This is a genomic window from Kistimonas ophiarachnellae (assembly GCF_057552235.1).
In genome coordinates this window covers 1-21,574 of record NZ_BAAJPA010000024.1, presented here as the reverse complement: position 1 = coordinate 21,574, position 21,574 = coordinate 1, and the positions used below count along the sequence as shown (strand labels likewise).

Below are 21,574 nucleotides of genomic sequence, written 5' to 3'. Positions count from 1 at the left end.
CTGACAATCTGCATGATTTTATCTATGGAGTGAGCGCGCTAGAATAGACGGTTCCTATTTCGGGAATAGCTTGTCAGAAACGCCTATGTCCAAAGAAACCGAACTCAAGCTGCTGATAGCCCCTGAAGCACACAGTCAGCTGTTATCTGACTCCCTGCTGAACGGTACCCATGGTGCAGATCAACGTACCTTTCAGCTGCAAAACACCTATTTCGATACGCCCGACCAACGGCTGCACCAGGCCCGGGTGGCGCTTCGCATCCGCGAAAAGCAGGGGCGATTTATCCAAACCCTGAAAACCCGGGGTCAAAGCCGGAACGGGCTGAGCCAACGAGGGGAATGGGAGTGGCTCCTGGAGGCTGATCAGCTGGATACGGCAGTGCTCAACGGGGTCTGGCCTGACAGCTTGTCGGATGTTGATCAGTCTGCACTGCAGCCAGTCTTCACGACAGACTTTCAGCGGACGGCCTTCACGCTGAACTGGGCGGGTGAGCACCGGGCCTGTGTCGAACTGGCGCTGGACCTGGGAGAAATCCGGGCCGGACGACAGCGTGAAGTGATCTCGGAGGTTGAGATTGAACTGATTTCTGGTGCTGAAGATGCACTGCATGAAATTGCGGAGCAGCTGCGTTTGTCTGTTTCACTAACACCGTGTGACGTCAGCAAGGCTGAGCGTGGCTACCAGCTTCTCAATCACCAGGCAGCTGTCTAATAGTTGGCCGATGTTGTGTATTTCGGCGAGTAACACTCAGGTAGTACCGGTTGAAGATTGACTGCTAGTATGAACGGTATGGCACAACGGATTACGTGCTGATCGATACCGGATACTAATGTCAGGGAACAGGCGCAGGGATGATGCACGGACTTAATATTGGCAGACAGGCAGTGCTGGGAGCTTTAGTGATTTTATCTGCCGCAGTGTCAGCGACAGGACGCCCGATGAACAGCCATGAAGCTTATACTGCGGACTGGGAGTGTCGGGCGTTCAGTGATGGAGACTGGTTATGTCGTACAAGTTCGGATAGTGATTTCACTGTGCCGCTGGATGCCATTGCTTCAAAACGATCATCAATCCCGAATACCCTTAGTGCACTGCAAAAACGGGTAAGCCGTTCAGCTCAAGTTGCACCTGCTGTAAAGACATCGATGCCGCACTCGATGTTTTCTACAACACCAGACGTTCGTCGTTTGATTGTGATGCTACAGCGCGAAGAGGCGTTTACGATCCTCTGGTATGTGGGTAATAATCGTGCAGAAGCGAAAAGAATGCGTCATGCCGTTGATCATATTGATGACGCGATGTTACTGGCACTGGATGGACGCGATGGAAAGGAATATGTGATTGTATCAGGCTTGTTTCCTGACCAGGCTGCTGCGCGTCGTGACCTGAATAAGCATTCTGTGGCTGGGCATCTGGCCTCTTTGCAACCTTCTCCCTTGCGTGTTCGTGATTTGAGCCGACACATCATTTCTCTGCCAGACTGATGAGTCTGTCGTGAATCCCTGACGGGATGTTAGTATGCCTTCAGACAAATCATTACAGGATGGCGCATCAATCATCCGTCATTAGCGCATTCCAAAAATAAGTATCTGGTACGCCAACCATGGAAACAGCAAAGAAGGTGCCTGTCAGCCAGCCGGAAGCGACAGGGCAACTGCCGTCATCGGAGTTGATCATAAAGCGGGAATTGCCGGTCAGCCCTGAAGAAGTGTCACGGGATGACAGGGTGCTTGATCTGGCAACGGTTGTGACAGAACTCTGCGCGTCAGGATTGCTGGATCAGTCCCAGAAAGCTGAAGTGCTCGATCGTCGACGCGATGCGGAGCAGGCTCGATTGCATCCAGTGGAATATCTTGCCGATCTGGAACTTGAAAATAAACGACGTTGTGGGCAGAAGCTGGATATCGACACCATGATGCGCTGGCTGGCCCTGCAGGCAAACCAGCCATACTATCCTATCGACCCCTTGAAGATTGATCCTGCAGCGATTACCCCCATCATGTCAGCGGCATACGCTCAGCGACACCAGATTCTTGCGGTAGAGGTCAGTGAAGACACTCTGGTGATTGCCAGTGCCCAGCCGTTTAATACGGGATGGGAAGAGACGGTTCGGCATACCAACCGGAAAAAAATCAAGCGTGTGGTCAGCAATCCGGCGGATATACGGCGTTATTCCGCTGAATTCTATAGCCTGGCTGACTCGGTCAACCGCGCATCAAAGCATGGCAATGGCGCGGTGGCCACGTCCTTTGAGCAGTTGCTGGAGCTTGGCAATATCCGTAACCCGGAAGCGAATGACCAGCATGTGATCCGGGTGGTCGACTGGTTGTTGCAATATGCATTTGATCAGCGAGCCAGTGATATTCATATTGAACCCCGTAAAGAGATGAGCAATATCCGGTTCCGGATTGATGGCATTCTGCACCAGGTGTATGACCTGCCCTCAGAGATCGTGGGAGCAGTCACCAATCGCTTCAAGATCCTTGGGCGTATGGATGTGGCGGAAAAACGCAAACCCCAGGATGGCCGGATCAAAACCAAGGGGCGGGACGGTAATGAAGTGGAGCTGCGACTCTCGACATTGCCGACGGTATTTGGTGAAAAGCTGGTTATGCGGATCTTTGATCCGGATGTCCTGCTCAAGAGTTTTCGTTCGCTGGGTTTTTCCCGGGATGATGAGAAGCGCTGGCATAAAATGGTTCGCCAGCCCAATGGCATTATCCTGGTGACAGGGCCAACGGGGTCGGGAAAGACGACAACACTCTATTCAACATTGCGGGAACTGGCGACACCGGAAGTGAATGTCTGCACCATCGAAGACCCCATCGAAATGGTGGAGTCCCGGTTTAACCAGATGCAGGTGCAACACGGTATAGGGGTCAGTTTTGCCAGTGGCGTGCGGGCCCTGTTACGACAGGATCCCGATATTGTCATGGTGGGTGAGATCCGTGATCTTGAAACCGCAGAAATGGCGATTCAGGCGGCACTGACCGGGCACCTCGTTCTTTCCACCTTGCACACCAATGATGCGCCGTCTGCGATTACCCGACTGCTGGAGTTGGGGGTGCCGGGCTACTTGATCCGTTCTACGGTGTTGGGCGTTATGGCGCAGCGACTGGTCAGAACGCTGTGCCCGGATTGCAAGCAGGCTGGCACGGTGGACAAGCAGGGGTGGAAAGAACTGACCCAGCCTTTCAAGGCGCCTGTTCCCGATCAATGCTGTGTACCTGTCGGGTGTCTGAAATGCCGGAATACTGGCTACCATGGTCGTGCAGGTCTGTATGAGATCATGCTGCTGAGTAATACCGTCAGTGACAAAGTGGACACAGGCTGTAATATTGATGCCGTACGACGACTGGCTATTGTCGAGGGAATGCGAACCCTGAGAATCAGTGGTGCGCACAAAGTTGCCGCGGGCCTGACCACAATCGAAGAAATCATGCGCGTGACGCCTTCAGGCGGTCGATTGGGTTGATGTGTTTGGGGACATTGAACATCATGCATGCACTTCAGGTGATTCCTGCCGTACATGCGTTTTATGGGTTAGAAGAAAGCAAGGCTGTCACCTGCGTTTCAGTGGTTTCGTCACCCGTCAATATAGGTGATATGCGGTTATTTCTGGCAGACGAAATGTTTACCCTGTCATGTTTGCATTTCAGATGCTGGTAACCAACGCCAAAAAACAAATGAGCATGCTGCCTAAAGATGAGCCTATAAGCAGGCATTCCATGCCGTTCAATTGATCCTCGTATTCCTTCATAGGCAAGATACTCCGTGTACATCCTGATCACGCTATCTTGTTGTCAGAACAAGCTTATTGGGAGACAAAAATCTCACTGTAAGCCTGGTAGGTTGCCAGTATCACTAATGGCATGACAACCAGCAGGCCAAGCCCCAGGGGAATCATGCCAAGGAGTGAGAGCACAATCGCCAGGACGCCAAAGATCATGAGCGGCAGAATATTTTTTATGCACGCGATGAGGCTAAGCTTCAGCGCCTCAGGTATGGCAAGGTGATTGATGGCAATCAACATGGGAGCGAAACAGAATGCCATACCAGCCATGATCAGGACGACAAAGGTGATACCCATACCCATCATATAGTCCTCACCCGCCACGGCAAAGGCTGCAAAGGTAACAGCGGCCACAATAATGCCATAGAGGATGTTCAGGATGCCTACCGATACGATGTTGGGCTTGAGGTCTTCCTTAACGGCTGCAAATGAGAGTTCTTCGTCATGCGAGACCCGGTGTGCAGCCAGCATCAGGAAAGCATACATGATGCCCGAGAATATTGAGGAAACGAGATTTCCAATCAGCGGAATAATCTGAAGGATGATGGAGACAGTACCCCAGAGGAATGTGCATCCTACCCAGAACATAGGGGCATTCTTGAACAGGGCAAAGCCTTCGGACAGCCAGGAGAGTGAACCTGTCATTGAGCAGTTGTCGATGGTCAGTGTGCCTGAAGCATGGTTGTCCTCGCCATCGGCATCGCCATCCTCATCATAAAAAACGACAGAAGACTCGCCTGCGCTTTCTGTAGCGGTTCCTGTCGCTGCGGTTCCGGCCGCAGCGCTGGCCACTTTATTCAAAGGCTGTCCTTCTTCATCAATGATAAGAGCTTCCATGCCGATATCATGGAGCTTCTGGCGATATTGCTCTGCTTCGGGAAGGCTGAGCCCTTTGCGAATGAGCACTGGAGAAGTCGCTGAAAAGATGCTTTTCAGGATATTCTTGTCGTTTACGTTGAATAGATCACTGAAGTCCTGCTGGACCGCTTTTGCCTTGAAACCGGAACGAAGTTTACCGGTGACGCAAACAGAGAACTCCATGAGCTACCCCACATACTGCTTTATGGACTGCGATGGCAACAGATAAACGGTTAAGTGTTATTGTGATTATCTGTCGTTCCATTTCCTGATGGTTCCCTATTCATTTTAGAAATTATCATTTAGGGAAACGCTGCGCATCATGACATTTTTAAAGTAAAAATAACAACCGTTATGTCAGCGTGTTTTATAGAAATTGTAAGCGAGCGGTAGGGAAGAAAGCAGGCAAATATGCCAGTTTTTTGGCGTCGGTCACATTGTTCGATAGTACATACGATGGGGGAGCCCATCGTATGTCAGAATGATATGCACTGCTCTCAGTGCAGTACTTGTTTCAGGAACTGTTGTGTACGAGCATCCCCGGGGTTGTCGAGCACCATAGAGGGAGAGCCAGACTCAATAATCCTGCCTTCGTCGATAAATATCACCCTGTCTGCCACTTCACGGGCGAATGGAATTTCGTGGGTGACGATGATCATACTCTGGTTGTCTGCCGCCAGGCGTTTCATCAACTGAAGGATGTCTCCTACCCGTTCAGGATCCAGCGCGGAGGTGGGTTCGTCAAACAGCAGCAACTCCGGCTCAAGCGCCATGGCCCGGCCAATACCGATGCGCTGCTGCTGGCCACCAGAAAGTGAGGATGGCCAGGCATTCCGGAAATCTTCCATGCCGACCTGTTTCAGGATGGCCAGCCCTTTTTCCCGAGCAGACTCCTTTGAAAGTCCTTTGACCACTGACAGGGCTTCGGTGATGTTTTCCAAGGCTGTTTTGTTGCGAAACAGGGCGTAGTTTTGAAATACAAACGCTGTCTTACGACGTAGTGCCAGGGTTGCGGATTTTGTGGGTTTGGCGGCATCGAATACTGCGTCATCGAGTGTGATAACACCTGCATCGGGTGTTTCCAACAGGTTAAGGCAACGCAGGAACGTTGATTTACCGCTGCCGGAAGGTCCGAGGATGACGACAATTTCACCCTGTTCCACCTGCAGGTCAATACCAGCGAAAATTGATTTGTCTGCAAAGGACTTTTGCAGATTACTGACTTCCAGTAATGCCATCAGTACGCCTCATTCATCCGTTGTTCTGCCATTTTCTGGATTGCGGTAAACAGCAGCACTAACAGCCAGTACACCAGGGCGAGCACCAGGTAGCTTTCAAAGAAGCGGAAACTGGAGGCCGCTTCCATCTGGGCTTTTGCCATGATCTCCGCCACGCCGAGGGTGAAGGCGAGAGAGGTGCTTTTTAGCAGGTCAATGAACGTGTTCATCAATCCGGGAATGGCAATGCGGGCTGCCTGAGGCAGCACAATACGACGCATGCCCTGCAGTGGGGTCATGCCGGTACTGAGTGCGGCTTCCAGCTGACTTTTATCCACGCTGAGAATCGCGGCCCGGATAATTTCTGCCATGTACGCGGAAAAGTGCAGGCTCAGCCCGATCACGGCAGCCTGGAAGGCGGTCATACTTTTCAGGGCGGGGAACAGCTGGGGCAGACCGTAGTACAGCAGAAACAGCTGAACCAGCAGGGGCGTGCCCCGGAAGAAAGAAATAAACAGTTCACAGAGTGCGGTCAGCCCCTTGGGGCGAAACGTCAGCACCAGTGCCAGCATCACGGCAATCGCAAGCGCTATGATCAGTGAGCTGGACGCCATCCACAGGGTGACATCCAGGTATTTCAGAATGATCGGGACAAGTCCCAGGGCGTAATCAAAATCAAAACTGCTCATGATACTGGCGCTGGTTTCCTCGGGTTATGACCGGTTGGTGATATCGCTGCCGAACCACTTGATGGAGATGTCGGCCAGGGTACCGTCGGCACGCATGCCGGCAATGGTTTCATCCACCTTGCTGCGCAGGGCGTCAGCTTCCGGGGTTTTCAGAAACGGCATGGCATTTTCGATGGTTTCGAACGGGGTGCCGGCCGGTTTCAGCGGCAGGCCGGATTTCTTGATCAGTTCAGCAGCGGACAAACGATCCATGACGAAGGCATCAATTCTACCCAGTGCGACTTCCTGTTCAATACCGGTGTCGTAAGTGATGATATCGATGGCGGTTTCGTTACCAAACAGGTTGACGGCCTGCTTACGGATCAGGGTTTCATAGTTGGACCCCAGATTGACGGCAACTTTCTTGCCCTTGAGGTCTTCAAGGCCGGTAATGGTGTTGTCATCGCTGTTGATGGTCAGCTGTGCGCCATCAATGACGTAAGGTTGAGTGAAACCATACTTTTCCAGTCGTGCATCGGTGATGGTGATCTGGTTGGAAATCGTATCGACTTTGCCGGTTTCCAGCATGCCGAACAGGCCTGAGAAAGGTGCCGTAATGAATTCTACCGGCTTATTCATACGCTTGCCGATTTCATTCCAGACATCGACTTCGAACCCCTGCAGCTGATCCTGGGAAACAAAGGTGAACGGGTAATAACCGCCGGACATGCCTACCCGGATGGGCGCACTGGCATTATCACTGGTCTCGGAGGTTGCAGCAGAGGTATTGGTTTCCTGTGGATTGCAGCCTGCCAGCGCCAGGGAAAAAAGGGCTGCAAAACCGGCTGCAAAGAAGCGGTTACGCTTGTTCACTGTTTGTCACTCCAGTCTGTAATGAGAGGTAGTCGTCGCTTGGTGACGTTGTTATGAGGTGCGACGCTAAAACAGGGTGCCGCTAAAAGGGCAGTCGTTGACCGGGGTCGTTACTGCAGAAGTCCGTTGTTTGTTGCTTTTCTTGAAAGGTAAAGCCATTTACCGAGTATTCCGACCTTACCGGAATTTATTGATAAGTAAAAATATTAATAAATTAAAAAGTAATTACTTTTAGTTATATAAAAAGGTGGGCTGGGCGCATTAAGCACCCAGATAGGCTCGCTGAACATCGTCGTTAATGAGCAGGTTGTGGCCTGAGTCTTCCATCACTATCCGGCCATTTTCCAGTACATAACCCCTGTCTGCCAATCGCAGAGCCTGGTTGGCATTCTGTTCCACCAGGAAGATGGTCATGCCTTCATCGCGCAATTTTTCAATGATCTCGAAAATCTGCTGGATAACGATTGGTGCAAGACCCAGTGACGGCTCATCCAGGAATAGAAGACGAGGTTTACTCATCAGGGCGCGACCAATGGCCAGCATCTGCTGCTCACCACCGGACATGGTGCCGCCCCGCTGGTGGTAGCGTTCCTTCAGGCGAGGAAAGAGTTCCAATACATGCTCGAGCATGGCATTAAAGTCATCTTTCGCGGTAAAAAAACCGCCCATATGCAGGTTTTCTTCAACGGTTAAACGGGAAAATATACGGCGCCCTTCTGGTACTACGGCAATATCACTGCGCATGATTTCGGGCGTAGTCTTTGCTGTAATATCCTCGTCTTCAAAGAAGATACGTCCCTTGCTTGCTTTTGGGTCACCGCAGATCGTCATCAGGAGGGTGGTTTTGCCGGCGCCATTGGCGCCGATCAGGGTGACAATTTCACCACGGTTGACCTGAATCGAAACATCATCCAGCGCCTGGATTTTGCCATAGCAGGTAGTGACATTCTCAACACGCAGCATCAGGCTTCTCCCAGGTAAGCTTTTATGACATCAGGATGGTTGCGCACTTCGTCCGGTGTGCCACTGGCCAGTGGGGCGCCCTGGTTGATCACGTATATCCGGTCGGAAATACCCATGACCAGTTTCATGTCGTGTTCGATCAGCATGACGGAGACTTTGTGCTGATCCCGCAGTTCCATGATCAGGTGATCCAGTTCATCCGTTTCCCTGGGATTTAGGCCGGCTGCGGGTTCATCCAGCATCAGCAGGCTGGGGTTGGTCACCATACAGCGGGCGATTTCCAGACGGCGCTGCTGGCCATACGCGAGGTTTCCGGCATCGCGATTGGCCAGATCCAGCAGGTTGACGCGTTCAAGCCACCAGGCGGCTTTGTCCATCGCTTCTTGCTCTGCACGACGATAGTCTGGTGTTTTGAACAAACCTGCCAGCAGGCTGGTATTCAGATGCCGGTGTTGGGCAACCATCAGGTTTTCAATCGCCGTCATGTTGCGAAACAGGCGGACATGCTGAAATGTCCGCACAATGCCTTTGCGGGAAATCTTGAAGCCCGGCAGCTGGTGAATGGCTTCACCATTAAAATGAATGGTGCCGGCTGTTGGCTTGTAAAAGCCGGTCAGACAGTTAAAAACTGTCGTTTTTCCTGCACCGTTCGGGCCGATGATGGAAACAATTTCTCCTTGGTTGACGGACAGGGATACGCGGTCAACAGCCCGCAGACCACCAAATTGCATTGTCAGGTCTGAGGCTTTCAGCAGGGTGGGTTGTGCCATGACTCATACTCCTCAGACTGCGTCGGCATGACCGGTCGTTTCCGGTGCATTATCCGTTGATGACGATTTACTTCGCTTCAGAGCGGTATGAGGCCGCTTCATTGGCAGCAGTCCCTGTGGTCGCCAGGCCATCATCAGAATCATCAGCAGACCAAACATCAGCATGCGGTATTCGTTAAATTCACGGGCCAGTTCCGGCAGGATGGTCATCACGATTGCGGCCAGAATAATCCCGACCTGGGAACCCATGCCGCCCAGTACCACGATCGCAAGGATGATGGCGGACTCAATGAAGGTAAACGACTCAGGGCTGATGAATCCCTGGCGGGCGGCAAAGAAAGTGCCGGCAAAGCCTGCAAAGGCAGCGCCAATCGTAAAGGCCGAAAGCTTGACCGCTGTCTTGTTCAGACCGAGGGACTGACAGGCAATATCGTCTTCACGCAATGCTTCCCACGCACGACCGATGGGCATGCGCAGAAGTCGGTTGATGACCCATACCGTGATCAAGACCAGCAGTAATGCAAGCAGGTACAGGAAGATGACTTTGTAACCGCTGCTGTAATCAATACCAAAGAATTCATGGAAGGGAACGTTACCTTCTTCCTTGGCGCGCCGGCTGAACTCAAGACCAAACAGGGTAGGTTTCGGAATCTGGCTGATGCCGTTGGGGCCACCGGTGATTGTCGTCCAGTTGTTCAGCAGTATCCGGATGATTTCACCAAAGCCCAGTGTCACGATGGCGAGGTAATCTCCCCGTAACCGCAGGACAGGAAAGCCGAGTATAAACCCGAACAGCGCGGCCATGGCGCCGCCGATAAGCAGGCAGCTCCAGAAGTCCAGCCCAAAGTATTGGTTCAGCAGGGCATAGCTATAGGCGCCAACCGCGTAAAAGCCGACGTAGCCAAGATCGAGCAGGCCTGCAAGGCCGACGACAATGTTCAGCCCCAGTCCCAGCATGACGTAAATCAGTGTCAGGGTTGCCAGATCCACACTGCCCCTGGAGGCAAAGAAAGGCCAGATAATGAGACCGGCCACAAGAAAACACAGCAATGTGCGTTTCAGGTTGGTGTGGCCGCTGAGATCAGGCTTTAAACGGCTTACGTCTGGCAGTTGTGAGCGGGCGCCCTGCCAGAATCCGGTAATGGGCGCGCGAAACAGTTGGAACAGGAACACACAGACGGCGCCGGCAAGAATCGTTTTGATGACCGTGTCTGGTGCACCGACGACTCTGAGTACCGTACCATCCTGCTCTAACCGGAGTCCTACCATGAATCCGGTCAGCAACAACAGAACGCCGGAGGCGATCAAGGCATTGAAAAAACTGGTTCGGTTCATACCTTTTCTACCTCCGGCTTGCCGAGAATCCCGGTGGGACGGAATAACAGGATCAGCACCAGCAGGCTGAATGCGACAACATCCTTATATTCAGACGATAAATAGCCTGCGGTATAGGCTTCGGTAAGACCCAGGATCAGGCCGCCCAGCATGGCGCCAGGGATACTGCCGATGCCTCCCAGTACCGCAGCAGTAAAGGCTTTAAGCCCGGCAAGAAAACCGAGGTAAGGATTAATGACGCCGTAGTAGAGACCAAGGAGTACACCGGCAACCGCTGCGAGGGCAGCACCGATCGTAAACGTCAGTGCAATAATGGTATTGGTGTTGATGCCCAGCAGGTTGGCCATGCCAAGGTCTTCGGCACAGGCGCGACAGGCGCGTCCGAGTCGGGAACGTGAGATAAAAAAGGTCAGTGCCACCATGGAGCACAGGGTGACCAGGAATATCACCAGCTGCATCCAGGACAGGGTGGCATGAAAGCCGTCTTCCGGTCCGATGGTCCAGCCTCCGGTGATCAGGCTGGGCATGGCGATGTCCCTTGATCCTTGCGCCAGCCGGACATAGTTCTGCAGAAAAATGGACATGCCGATGGCGGAAATCAACGGAATCAGACGATTAGTGCCGCGCAACGGTCGATAGGCGACACGTTCAATGGAAAAGCCGTAAATACTGGTGATGACGATACTGATAAAAAAGGCGGCGACCAGCAACAGGGTGACGCTGTCGATACCAAACATGGTGAGAATGGCCAGAACGATAAACGCCACGTAACTGCCTATCATGTAGACTTCGCCGTGGGCGAAATTGATCATTCCGATAATGCCGTAAACCATCGTGTAGCCGATGGCAATGAGTGCATAGGCGCTGCCGAGCGTCAGGCCGTTCAGCGTCTGCTGGAGAAAATAGTAGGCTGCTTCAGGCATAAGTACTGCTTATTCTTGTGGATAGCGGGTTGAAGCATCCGGTAAGCCTGTTGGGCATCCTGGATGCTGCGCCTGAGGGCTTCAACACGAGGGAAGAAGCCCGCTCAAGGTTTATAGCGTCCGTTATTCTGTTACTGCAGTCTTGGTGCCGTCGGCATGCCAGCTGTAGACGACAAAACTGAAGTCTTGCAGATCGCCTTTGTCGTCAAAGCTGAGGGTGCCAGTTGGCGTGTTGAAGCTGTTGGCGCGCAGAGCTTCGGCAACGGCTTCGGGCGATTCGCTGTCAGCCAGTTTCATGCCATCAACCATAACCTGTACCGCTGCATAGGCCGGGAAGACGAAGGGACCGCTGGGGTCTTCGTTCTTGGCACTGATAAAGTCGACCAGAGCCTTATTGTTAGGATCCTGGTCAAAGCTCTTCGGCAGAGTTACGAGCAGACCTTCAGAGGCTTCACCGGCAATGCCAGAGATGTCCTTGTTACCCACGCCCTCAGGGCCCATGAATTGTGCCTTGAGACCTTTTTCACCACTTTGGCGAAGAATCAGCCCCAGTTCAGGGTGATAGCCGCCGTAGTAGACAAAGTCGATATTTTCTTTCTTGAGCTTGGCGATCAGGGCTGAGAAGTCTTTTTCTCCGGTGGTAACACCTTCAAACATCACAACATTGACGCCTGCATCTTTGAGGTTGTCACGAACAGACGTTGCCAGGCCTTCGCCATACTGCTGCTTGTCATGGATAACCGCCACACGCTCAGGCTTTATGTTATCGATGATGTAACGGGCTGCGGTTGGCCCTTGCATGCTGTCCAGGCCGATGGTCCGGAAGATCATCTGGTAGCCGCGTGTGGTGATGTCAGGGCTGGTGGATGCGGCGGTAATCATCAGGATGCCTTCATCTTCATAGATATCAGACGCTGGCTGGGTAGAAGAGGAGCAAAGGTGTCCTACGACAAAACGGATATCGTCGTTCACAATTTTGTTAGCGACAGCAACGGCCTGCTTTGGATCACAGGCATCATCATAAACGACACCTTCGAGCATCTTGCCGTTAATACCACCGGCAAGGTTGATCTGTTCAATCGCTGCCTTGGCGCCGGTGAACTGCATGTCACCGTATTGTGCGACAGGACCGGTGACAGGGCCGGCCAGGCCAATTTTCAGGGTTTCTTCGGCCTGTGCTGCAGAACAGGTCAGGGCGATTGCCGCCGTTAGACCGGCGAGTTTTCGGGTTATGCTCTGTTTCATTGTTATGCCCGTTATTGTTGTACTTTATCGTGTGTGTTGTTGTGTTGTGCACGATCCCGGTGCGTCGCTGTTCTGTATACAGGAAAATTGGCTGAAATGACAGTATTTGTACGTAATTCGGGTTGGTCGTCCCGTGCCGTTTAATGCCTTTGGCACGGGAGTTTTATGTGTTGGAGAAGGACTGAATATCTTATTTTCCTGTCAGGGTCTTTACGCCTTCAGAGGTTCCCAGCAACAGCAGATTGGCTGGGCGCGTGGCAAACAGGCCATTAGTCACTACGCCGGTAATCTGGTTAATGGACTGCTCCATTTCAACCGGGTTGAGAATATTCATATTCCAGACATCCAGAATGATATTGCCGTTATCTGTGACAACGCCTTCCCGGTAAACCGGGTCGCCACCCAGTTTCACCAGTTCCCGACCGACGTGGCTGCGGGCCATGGGAATAACTTCCACTGGTAGCGGGAAATTACCCAATACATCAACCAGCTTACTGTCGTCAGCGATACAGATGAACTCTCTGGCAACCGCTGCCACAATCTTTTCCCGTGTCAGAGCTGCGCCACCGCCCTTGATCAGGTGCAGGTGTTCGTTGGTTTCATCGGCACCATCAATATAAAAGCGAAGTTCGCTGACAGTGTTCAAGTCATAGACCGGAATACCATGGGACTTGAGGCGCTCGGCTGAGGCTTCTGAGCTGGCAACGGCACCATCGAAACGATCCTTGAACTCCGCCAGCGCATCAATAAAACAGTTGGCCGTGGAGCCGGTGCCAATGCCGAGAATCATGTCGCTTTCAAGGTGAGGCAGAATATGGTCCAGCGCCGCGCGGGCCACGGCCTGTTTCAGTTCGTCCTGGGTCATGACGGTTCCTGTGGTCGGAAGAATTTGCGCGGATTATAGGGGATACGTTTCTGCCTGTCCTGATCTTGGTGCAGCCTCTCAGCTTCCGGGTTGGCGATAACTGTGTTGATAGGCCTGATTAAGGCGTTCTGTAAGGTGATCGCCTGCACTGATGGGAGGATAGAGCGGAGACTCATCCGGAAAGAGGTCGCGGGCATCGATAATGGTTTCTTTGGCCGGGCAGCAGAAATAAACCATGGAATAACGTTCCGGCCAGATATTTGCGTCGGAGTCTGCGATAACCCGATGGGGTGTTGCGACCAAACGGTGGTTACTCCAGCGGGCCAGCAGATCATCGACATGAACCAGCAGGGTGTTTGGTTTTCGAGGGACCGAAATCCATTCGCCCAAAGGCGAACGGATCTGGAAACCAGGTACATCATCCAAAGGAATCAGCAGGGATAAAGTGTCGTAATCCGTGTGCTCTGATAGTCGTATATTGCCGTTGCGCGCTGAGCGTTTCAGGGCGGGATAATGGTTAATTCGGAACGTACTGTTATGGTGTGCTGGCAAGTGGCGATTGATCAGAAGCCCCTCAGGAATGGCGAGCGCCTGTTCCAACAGCGAGAGAATGGTCAGGCTGGCCTCGTGGGCCAGTCTGCGAAAATAATCCAGCTCGGGTTTGAATCCGGATGCTACCAGTGCCGCAGGCCAGTCCACACTGTCGTCATTGGGGGATGCAAAGGATTCTTTGAAATCTGCACCAGCGGCATCATCACCATCAAAATAGCGCTCAGAGCCCACTCGTTCATAGCCGCGCTCAAAACCTGGGGAACCAAATCGAAACGTGTTTTTTTCATCTTCAGAGAAACCATGAAAAAAAGTGTGGGCGAGCTTTATCAGCCTTTTTTGATGCTGAGCCGTGGTAATAGCTAATCCTGAAAAATAGGCAATGCCATTAGTTGTATAGGCTTCAAGTAGCTTTTCAGCAGCATCTGAGCGATTGATATCGATATTTGTGATCACGTGTATGGGCAACATTGCCCAAAGTATTACAGTGTTGGCCCATAATAGACATTTTTAGAGGTTTGAGCCTGAAGGTAAGGGTATTATGGCTAATCGGATCCCTTTTGTTTCTCATAGGCAATAATATTGCTGAAGTCTGTTGTGCTTTTGTTAAAATTGATCATGTTCCAGTCTTGCCTATCCATAATCCCCATTTCTCTAATTTTTTCTACAACCGCGTCTGAATCTAAACCTGCTAATTCTGATGTTGAGCGCTTATGCTCAGAGAGTGCCTCAAGGATCATGTCATATAAAGGCTTGTCGTTCGGGTTAGGTTCGCTAGTGGTATTTGGCTGGCTTGTTTTATTAGGCAGAGTCGCCCGTGTTGACAATGTGCTTGGTGTTGATGATACGGATCGATCTTCCATTTTTTCTTGAATTCTTATGGATAAAGGATATTCAGGATTGTCTTTGATGAATGTTTTGGCTTTTTCAGTGGTTAGTTTTTTTCCGAAAAAACAGTAAAAAATAGCCTTGGCTCTGGACTGTCCATTTTGTCTTGTATAGCTAATGGCGTCTTTAAGGAAAAGTCTGACACCGTCATTGTTTTTTATGATTGACATTGTAGTGCTCCATTGTCACAGGATTAGAAGTTGTTCATTTAATTTAAGCCTGATTCTGTACGATGTTTCTTGTGTGGTTTTCTGTTTTTGTAATAAATACATAATTGTTATTTCATTCTCGAATTATTGCGCCACTTGCAGGCGAGACGGCCTGCTTACCTTTGTTTTATCTAATAGCACTTGCAGAGGGGCTCGACAGGGAGGGTTTCCTCTATATCCTGATCACTAATTTCATTACAATGCAGGCACAATCAGAAGTACAAGAAGCGAAGCCATGCTGGATCAGTACATAAAAAAAATACTTGAAGCCAGGGTCTACGATGTAGCGGTGGAAACGCCGATTGATCCTGCCCCGTTCCTGTCGGAGCGACTCAATAATACGGTGCTGATTAAGCGCGAGGATCTGCAGCCGGTCTTTTCCTTCAAGATTCGTGGCGCTTATAACAAGGTATCCCAGCTGACGGATGATGAGAAAGTCCGGGGGGTGATTGCCGCCTCGGCGGGTAATCATGCCCAGGGGTTGGCGCTGGCGGCGAAGCAGCTGGGGATCAAGGCGGTGATTGTGATGCCCCAGACGACGCCGGATATCAAAGTCCGTGCGGTTCGTGCCCGCGGGGCTAAAGTGATTCTTCACGGAGATGCATTTGATCAGGCGCTGGCGCACTCAATGGAATTAGTGAGTGAGCACGGTTATACCTATATCCACCCATATGACGATGTCGACACAATTGCCGGTCAGGGTACGGTCGGGATGGAGATTTTGCGCCAGCATCCGGAACCACTGAATGCGATCTTTGTTCCGGTAGGCGGCGGTGGTCTGATTGCCGGTATTGCTGCCTACGTGAAATATGTACGACCGGATGTCCGTATCATCGGTGTTGAGTATGAAGAATCAGCCTGCCTGAAAGCGGCGTTGGCAGCAGGTGAGCGTGTTGTGCTTTCGCAGGTGGGTATTTTTGCGGATGGTGTGGCGGTCTCCCAGATTGGGAAAGAGACATTCCGCATTTGCCAGAGTTGTGTGGATGAGGTTATCACTGTCAGCGCTGATGAGGTGTGTGCTGCTATCAAGGATATTTTTGACGATACGCGTTCGGTAGCGGAACCCGCCGGTGCTGTTGGTCTGGCTGGTCTGAAGAAATACGTGGAACAGAACGGTGTCAGTGGTCAGACACTGCTGGCAATCGACAGTGGCGCTAATATCAATTTTGACCGACTGCGTTATGTCTCTGAGCGCGCAGAGCTGGGTGAAAAGCGTGAAGCCATTCTGGCTGTTACGATTCCTGAGCGCCCCGGCAGTTTCAAAACCTTTTGTGATGCCATCGGGCGTCGCAACATTACCGAGTTCAATTACCGTTATCACGATGACAGTGATGCCGTGATTTTTGTTGGCGTCCAGGTGAACCCGGAAACGGAAACCCGTCAGGCGCTGGTAGATAGCCTGGAGAATGCGGGCTATCCCGTTCAGGATCTGACCGATAACGAAATGGCCAAATTACACACCCGGCACATGGTAGGCGGTCATTGTCCGTCAGTGACCAATGAAGTGGTTTATCGGTTTGAGTTTCCCGAGCGTCCCGGGGCATTGCTCCGTTTCCTCGAACGGCTGGGGAACCGCTGGAATATTTCCCTGTTTCATTACCGCAATCATGGCGCGGCTTACGGTCGTGTCGTAGTTGGAATGCAGGTGCTGGAGAGTGAGCGTGCACTGGTACCGAAATGCCTTGAGGAAATTGGTTACCATTTCTGGGAAGAAACGGATAACCCCGCGTACCATAAATTTCTTGGTTAAGCGACTTTGGTCGCTGGTTTCACCAGTGCCGGGGAGGAGGGAAAGGCAGGCATCTGTTTCCTGCCTTCATCTTGTGTGCCAGAAACTGTAAGTGATATTTACCTGATGCTGACCCTTTGCATTGGAAGGGTTGATAAACGCTGACTTCGCGTGTAAAAATGGCACCGTTGTATCAGAAGTGTGACGGAGTTCTCAGATTCTTCCGCATTGTCTGAATAGCCGACTAGACGACAGGACGTGATAGCCGGATAAAGCTGAGAGTCAGCCAAATGGATGCCGAGAATACGATAAAAACCGAGACGGTCCCAGGTCATGGCGGTGATCGCTATGGCTGGTTCAGGCAGGTGCTTGCGCCTTACTGGCGTGTCTATCGGGACGTGCTGTCAGCAAGCCTGCTGGTCAACCTGTTGGCCGTGGTTTCCCCCCTGTTTGTTATGAACGTCTACGACCGGGTAGTGCCTAACCAGGCGTTTGAAACCCTGTGGATGCTGGCGTCTGGCGTCTTCCTTGCCTTTCTTTTTGAATTTGCCATTCGGCTGATTCGTACCCGATATATTGATCTTGCTGGCCGTCAGGTCGATCTCACGTTGTCCTCCCGGTTGATCGACAGGTTGCTGGGGCTTAACCTGGCTGCCCGTCCGGCCAGTGCCGGCAATCTGATGAACCAGCTGGCGGAATTCGACAGCGTTCGCAGCTTTATCACGTCCACGACAGTGATGGCGTTTATTGATCTTCCCTTTGTCGTGTTGTTTCTGGGGCTGGTGGTCTGGCTGGGTGGCTGGCTGGTGGCTATTCCCGTAGTCTGCATTGGACTTTCCCTGCTGTTGGCCTGGGTTTTGAACCGTCCACTACAGCGGGTTATTGCACGACAGCAGCAGGTATCCGCACAGCGTCAGAATTTCCTGATGGAACTGCTGTTGGGGCTGGTATCAGTGAAGACCTGTAATGTTGAACGACAGAATCAACAGCAGTGGAGCGCCCTGAACCGTGATGTCGCCGATGCGTCACTGAAAATCCGGCAGTTGCAGACGCTGTCTACCCAGACAGCAACGTTTTTGTTGCAGCTAAATACGCTTGCCATGGTCATTGCCGGTGTCTACCTGATCAGCGCTGGTGAGCTATCCATGGGCGGCTTGATTGCAATCATGATGATTTCTGGTCGCTGCGCGGCGCCGGTTTCCCAGGTTATAGGGCTGTTGAACCAGTATCAAAAAACGATCCAGGCACTGGATCACACCGGGCAGATTATGAATCTTCCCCAGGAATATCCGGAAACACGGCAGTTGCTCCGACCAGCGTCGTTTTCGGGTGCGTGGGATATTAATAATGTGTCGTTCGCTTACCCGGAAGCGCCAGCATTGCTCAGTGATATTAACCTGTCTATTCCCGCAGGAACGCGTATGGCCGTTCTGGGGCGTATGGGTTCAGGCAAAAGCACGTTTTTACAGTTGCTGATGGGGTTCTGGCAGCCATCATCAGGCAACATCGCTATCGATGGTGTGGATATTCGCCAACTGGATCCTTCCTGGCTGCGTGGACAGGTGGGCTATGTCGGACAGCGGACAGAGCTGTTTAACGGCACACTGCGCGACAACATCACTATGCATCGATCAGGCATCACAGACAACGATATCCTGGAGGCGCTGGAGAAAGTCGGGCTGATCAGCATGGTGGAATCCGGCAGCGCCGGTCTGGATTTCCAGGTAGGCGAGGGAGGTCGTCATCTGTCGGGTGGTCAGGCGCATGCTGTCGGGTTGGCAAGGGCGCTTGTTACACGACCAAAGGCGTTAATCCTCGATGAACCAACGGGCGCGATGGACTCGCAGGCCGAGGCGCGCTTTCGGCAGGTGCTGATGGCGCTGGAAAAGCAAACCATTTTCCTGGTCACCCATAAGGCCAGTTTGCTGGATATCATGGATCGTATCATTGTGCTTGATGGCGGCAGGGTCAGGGCCAGTGGTGACGCAAAGGAAATGCTGGCTGCGCAATCCAGGACAGCGTCTGCAGCGGAGGTGACGGCCTGATATGAGCAGTTCACCCACCGACGTTAATGCCCAAAATGAAGAAGGCTATTGGCACAGCGCCACCGACGGGGAGATTCGAGGCGTCACCCGTGGCAGCCGTCCGCTGTTGTTTATCCTGGGGCTGTTCCTCTTCTGTTTCATTGCCTGGGCCGCCTGGTGTGAAATTGATGAAGTAACCCGTGGGGATGGCAAGGTCATTCCCTCCAGTCAGGTGCAGGATGTCCAGAATATGGAAGGCGGTATCGTTGAAAAAATTCTGGTATCCGAAGGCGATCTGGTTGAGAAAGACCAGGTGTTGATGATCATGGACGACACCCGTTTTACAGCAAACCAGCAGGGGCAGTTAGCCAGTCGTTATGCCCTGTTGGTGCGAAAGGCGCGTCTCCAGGCCGAGGTGGAAGGTACTGATCCCGAAATGCCGGAATCATTAATCCGTAATATCCCTGAGCTGGCAGCCCGTGAGAAAGCGTTGTACCAGAGTCGTCGTCAGGAGCTGGCCAGTTCGGTTGGCGTGTTCCAGCAGCAGTTAATCCAGCAGCAAAAACAGATGGCTGAAACCAGGGCGCAGCTGGCAATGCTGCAACAGCGTTATGCACTGCTGGATGAAGAGTTGGGTTTGTCTCGTGATCTGGCAAAAGAGGGCGCGGTTTCCAGGGTGGAAGTATTAAGACTGGAACGGCAGACCAATGACACCTATGGTGAAATACAAATCGCGAAAGAAAACCTCGAACGTATTGAGGCACAGCAACAGGAAACACGACAGCGTATCAATGAAGTCAAACTGACTTTTTCCAACAAGGTCAGGGTTGAGTTGAATGAAACGCTTGCCCTGTTGCACGAATTATCTGCCAAGGAAACGGCTGTGAGTGATCAGGTGGAGCGAACCCGGGTACGTGCGCCGATGAAAGGTGTCGTTAAACAGATTTTGGTCAATACTGAAGGTGGCGTCGTGCAGCCCGGCATGAAAATGATGGAGTTGATACCTGTAGACGACACATTAGAAGTAGAAGCAAGAATAAGACCGCAGGATATTGCATTCCTGCATCCGGGCCAGAAGGCGACGGTTCGTTTTACGGCATACGATTTCACGATACACGGCGGCATGGACGGCGTCCTGACCCACATCAGTGCTGACACCATTCTTGATGAAAAAGACGAAAGTTATTACCTGGCCAGAATCAAGACCCATCAGAGTTACCTTGGGGAATCAGACAACAGTAAGCCGGTGATTCCCGGCATGGTTGCGACGGTTGATATTCTGACCGGCAAGAAAACCCTGCTTGCGTATCTGCTTAAACCAGTGCTGCGGGCAAAACAGATAGCGTTCAGTGAACGCTGAATAAAAGATTACTAATAAACATTAATAATAATTTTTCGGATGAAGGACGTCCGAACACAAAATAAGGAAACTTTACTATGGAAACTATTTCAACACCTGTTTTACAGCAGGTCATAGGAACAGTTCAATCTGTTACTGGTCGGGTTAAAGCTGTAACTGCTGACGGTAAGGAACGTGTCCTTAAGGTCGGTGATACCGTTTATGCGGAAGAAGTGATTCATACGGGGCAAGATGGTGTCGTTTTTATCGATGTCGTTAGCAGTGCTGAAAAAGTAACTATTGGTAATGCTGAAATCTTTGATCTGGCCACGTTGTTAGAGAAGGGAATTCAGGGGCTGGTATCCAGTGAGTCTGAGTTGGAGACAATTCACGACACTCTCAATCAGAGTGTTGATTTCCGAGAGGCTGATCCCACACTTTCAGCTGAGCTTGAAGAGCCTTCCACAGTAGAAGACATTGATAGCCTGCCAGCGCCTGCCGCGGGTTTTGAAGGGGGAGTGATCACATCAGGTGGGCCGTCAAATAGTGGTTTTGAGGGGCAGCCTGTTCTTGAATTGAGCGGATTGGCAGTAGAGGTTGAAATCGGGGAAGCGGTAGGTTCCGATGGCCAAAACTCTTTTGATTCTTCCGGTATTGCTGCAGATGACAATAACGAAGTTATCACTGATACCGTTGCTCCGTCTGCGCCGGTTATCAGTCTGGCGAATGATACTTATAACGACAATGATCTGATTACTTCTGATGGAACACTGAATATTGATGGTTTGGAAAGTGGAGCCATTGTTGAGTACAGCATTGATGGTGGTGCTACATGGAGTACCAGTTTCACCGCCGAGGAAGGCAGCAATAGTGTCGTAGTGCGGCAGGTGGATGCGGCGGGCAACGCGTCAGTAGCCAGCGCCGAGCTGACGTTCACCCTGGACACGACCGATCCGGAGGCGCCAACGGTCAGGCTGACAACTGACACGGGCCTGGTGGCTGGAATTACCAGTGACGGCTCGCTGACCGTGGACGGCGTCGAAGCCGACGCGGCGGTTCAGTACAGCATCGATGGTGGCAGTACCTGGTCTGACAGTTTCACCGCCGAGGAAGGCAGAAATAGTGTCGTAGTGCGGCAGGTGGATGCGGCGGGCAACGCGTCAGTAGCCAGCGCCGAGCTGACGTTTACCTTGGACACCACGGGCCCGGCGACGAACAACACCATCACGGTGACGGCGGTGAGTGAAGACACCGGTGACCAGGACACCTTGGCGGACGGGGTCAAGACCAATGACACGACGCCGACACTGACAGGCACCCTGGAC

At 52.0% G+C, this 21,574-nt stretch carries 19 protein-coding genes; 7 read left to right on the top strand and 12 right to left on the bottom strand.

Annotated features, from left to right (window positions below; genetic code table 11):
- Positions 1-85: 85 nt before the first annotated feature.
- From AC27K1_RS20655 to tfpB, 3 genes are all read left to right on the top strand, one after another.
- Positions 86-712 (top strand): CYTH domain-containing protein, encoded by a 627-nt coding sequence (locus AC27K1_RS20655; protein WP_487152682.1) that lies wholly within the window; start codon positions 86-88, stop codon positions 710-712.
- A gap of 140 nt (positions 713-852) precedes the next feature.
- Positions 853-1,485 (top strand): hypothetical protein, encoded by a 633-nt coding sequence (locus AC27K1_RS20650; protein WP_487152681.1) that lies wholly within the window; start codon positions 853-855, stop codon positions 1,483-1,485.
- A gap of 119 nt (positions 1,486-1,604) precedes the next feature.
- Positions 1,605-3,476: a type IV pilus assembly ATPase TfpB gene (gene tfpB / locus AC27K1_RS20645; RefSeq protein WP_487152680.1), complete on the top strand. Its 1,872-nt coding sequence runs from the start codon at positions 1,605-1,607 to the stop codon at positions 3,474-3,476.
- 339 nt (positions 3,477-3,815) lie between these two features.
- Here tfpB and AC27K1_RS20640 read toward each other — a convergent pair whose 3' ends face one another.
- The 12 genes from AC27K1_RS20640 to AC27K1_RS20585 form a co-directional block, all read right to left on the bottom strand.
- Positions 3,816-4,835 (bottom strand): BPSS1780 family membrane protein, encoded by a 1,020-nt coding sequence (locus tag AC27K1_RS20640; protein WP_487152679.1) that lies wholly within the window; start codon positions 4,833-4,835, stop codon positions 3,816-3,818.
- A gap of 314 nt (positions 4,836-5,149) precedes the next feature.
- The gene (locus tag AC27K1_RS20635) at positions 5,150-5,890 is read right to left on the bottom strand and encodes an amino acid ABC transporter ATP-binding protein (RefSeq protein WP_487152678.1); all 741 of its coding nucleotides are present in this window, start codon (positions 5,888-5,890) and stop codon (positions 5,150-5,152) included.
- On the bottom strand, positions 5,890-6,558 hold the full coding sequence (locus tag AC27K1_RS20630; protein WP_487152677.1) for an amino acid ABC transporter permease: 669 nt from the start codon (positions 6,556-6,558) through the stop codon (positions 5,890-5,892). Before AC27K1_RS20630 ends, AC27K1_RS20635 begins: the two co-directional genes overlap by 1 nt.
- Before the next feature lie 24 nt (positions 6,559-6,582).
- The gene (locus AC27K1_RS20625) at positions 6,583-7,410 is read right to left on the bottom strand and encodes an amino acid ABC transporter substrate-binding protein (protein ID WP_487152676.1); all 828 of its coding nucleotides are present in this window, start codon (positions 7,408-7,410) and stop codon (positions 6,583-6,585) included.
- Positions 7,411-7,671: 261 nt separating this feature from the next.
- Positions 7,672-8,373 (bottom strand): ABC transporter ATP-binding protein, encoded by a 702-nt coding sequence (locus tag AC27K1_RS20620; RefSeq protein ID WP_487152675.1) that lies wholly within the window; start codon positions 8,371-8,373, stop codon positions 7,672-7,674.
- Complete coding sequence (gene livG, locus AC27K1_RS20615; protein ID WP_395180937.1) at positions 8,373-9,143, bottom strand: high-affinity branched-chain amino acid ABC transporter ATP-binding protein LivG; 771 nt, start codon at positions 9,141-9,143, stop codon at positions 8,373-8,375. Before livG ends, AC27K1_RS20620 begins: the two co-directional genes overlap by 1 nt.
- 12 nt (positions 9,144-9,155) lie before the next feature.
- A complete protein-coding gene (locus AC27K1_RS20610) occupies positions 9,156-10,478 on the bottom strand; it encodes a high-affinity branched-chain amino acid ABC transporter permease LivM (RefSeq protein ID WP_487152674.1) in 1,323 nt (440 codons plus the stop codon).
- Positions 10,475-11,401: a high-affinity branched-chain amino acid ABC transporter permease LivH gene (livH, locus tag AC27K1_RS20605; RefSeq protein WP_487152673.1), complete on the bottom strand. Its 927-nt coding sequence runs from the start codon at positions 11,399-11,401 to the stop codon at positions 10,475-10,477. Before livH ends, AC27K1_RS20610 begins: the two co-directional genes overlap by 4 nt.
- A 123-nt stretch (positions 11,402-11,524) precedes the next feature.
- On the bottom strand, positions 11,525-12,646 hold the full coding sequence (locus AC27K1_RS20600) for a branched-chain amino acid ABC transporter substrate-binding protein (RefSeq protein ID WP_487152672.1): 1,122 nt from the start codon (positions 12,644-12,646) through the stop codon (positions 11,525-11,527).
- 190 nt (positions 12,647-12,836) lie between these two features.
- Complete coding sequence (gene rpiA, locus AC27K1_RS20595) at positions 12,837-13,511, bottom strand: ribose-5-phosphate isomerase RpiA (RefSeq protein ID WP_487152671.1); 675 nt, start codon at positions 13,509-13,511, stop codon at positions 12,837-12,839.
- A gap of 78 nt (positions 13,512-13,589) precedes the next feature.
- Complete coding sequence (locus tag AC27K1_RS20590; protein ID WP_487152670.1) at positions 13,590-14,516, bottom strand: 2OG-Fe(II) oxygenase family protein; 927 nt, start codon at positions 14,514-14,516, stop codon at positions 13,590-13,592.
- An 89-nt stretch (positions 14,517-14,605) separates the two neighbouring features.
- Entirely contained in the window at positions 14,606-15,118 is a 513-nt protein-coding gene (locus tag AC27K1_RS20585; protein WP_487152669.1) for a hypothetical protein, read from the bottom strand.
- A gap of 250 nt (positions 15,119-15,368) precedes the next feature.
- On the opposite strand from AC27K1_RS20585, the gene ilvA reads away from it, so the two are divergent.
- The 4 genes from ilvA to AC27K1_RS20565 form a co-directional block, all read left to right on the top strand.
- Positions 15,369-16,907 (top strand): threonine ammonia-lyase, biosynthetic, encoded by a 1,539-nt coding sequence (gene ilvA / locus AC27K1_RS20580; protein ID WP_487152708.1) that lies wholly within the window; start codon positions 15,369-15,371, stop codon positions 16,905-16,907.
- Positions 16,908-17,176: 269 nt separating this feature from the next.
- Entirely contained in the window at positions 17,177-18,931 is a 1,755-nt protein-coding gene (locus tag AC27K1_RS20575; protein ID WP_487152668.1) for a type I secretion system permease/ATPase, read from the top strand.
- Position 18,932: 1 nt separating this feature from the next.
- On the top strand, positions 18,933-20,270 hold the full coding sequence (locus AC27K1_RS20570; RefSeq protein ID WP_487152667.1) for an HlyD family type I secretion periplasmic adaptor subunit: 1,338 nt from the start codon (positions 18,933-18,935) through the stop codon (positions 20,268-20,270).
- 77 nt (positions 20,271-20,347) lie between these two features.
- Positions 20,348-21,574, top strand: a 1,227-nt coding sequence (locus AC27K1_RS20565; RefSeq protein WP_487152666.1) for a hypothetical protein, incomplete at its 3' end; no start/stop codon positions are given.

Excerpts from the sequence above, each read along its gene's own strand:
- AC27K1_RS20570 (WP_487152667.1), top strand. The coding sequence starts at position 18,933 with ATGAGCAGTTCACCCACCGACGTTAATGCCCAAAATGAAGAAGGCTAT.
- AC27K1_RS20610 (WP_487152674.1), bottom strand. The coding sequence starts at position 10,478 with ATGAACCGAACCAGTTTTTTCAATGCCTTGATCGCCTCCGGCGTTCTG.
- rpiA (WP_487152671.1), bottom strand. The coding sequence starts at position 13,511 with ATGACCCAGGACGAACTGAAACAGGCCGTGGCCCGCGCGGCGCTGGAC.
- livG (WP_395180937.1), bottom strand. The coding sequence starts at position 9,143 with ATGGCACAACCCACCCTGCTGAAAGCCTCAGACCTGACAATGCAATTT.
- AC27K1_RS20640 (WP_487152679.1), bottom strand. The coding sequence starts at position 4,835 with ATGGAGTTCTCTGTTTGCGTCACCGGTAAACTTCGTTCCGGTTTCAAG.
- livH (WP_487152673.1), bottom strand. The coding sequence starts at position 11,401 with ATGCCTGAAGCAGCCTACTATTTTCTCCAGCAGACGCTGAACGGCCTG.
- AC27K1_RS20630 (WP_487152677.1), bottom strand. The coding sequence starts at position 6,558 with ATGAGCAGTTTTGATTTTGATTACGCCCTGGGACTTGTCCCGATCATT.
- tfpB (WP_487152680.1), top strand. The coding sequence starts at position 1,605 with ATGGAAACAGCAAAGAAGGTGCCTGTCAGCCAGCCGGAAGCGACAGGG.
- AC27K1_RS20650 (WP_487152681.1), top strand. The coding sequence starts at position 853 with ATGATGCACGGACTTAATATTGGCAGACAGGCAGTGCTGGGAGCTTTA.
- AC27K1_RS20600 (WP_487152672.1), bottom strand. The coding sequence starts at position 12,646 with ATGAAACAGAGCATAACCCGAAAACTCGCCGGTCTAACGGCGGCAATC.
- AC27K1_RS20585 (WP_487152669.1), bottom strand. The coding sequence starts at position 15,118 with ATGTCAATCATAAAAAACAATGACGGTGTCAGACTTTTCCTTAAAGAC.
- AC27K1_RS20620 (WP_487152675.1), bottom strand. The coding sequence starts at position 8,373 with ATGCTGCGTGTTGAGAATGTCACTACCTGCTATGGCAAAATCCAGGCG.
- AC27K1_RS20575 (WP_487152668.1), top strand. The coding sequence starts at position 17,177 with ATGGATGCCGAGAATACGATAAAAACCGAGACGGTCCCAGGTCATGGC.
- AC27K1_RS20655 (WP_487152682.1), top strand. The coding sequence starts at position 86 with ATGTCCAAAGAAACCGAACTCAAGCTGCTGATAGCCCCTGAAGCACAC.
- AC27K1_RS20635 (WP_487152678.1), bottom strand. The coding sequence starts at position 5,890 with ATGGCATTACTGGAAGTCAGTAATCTGCAAAAGTCCTTTGCAGACAAA.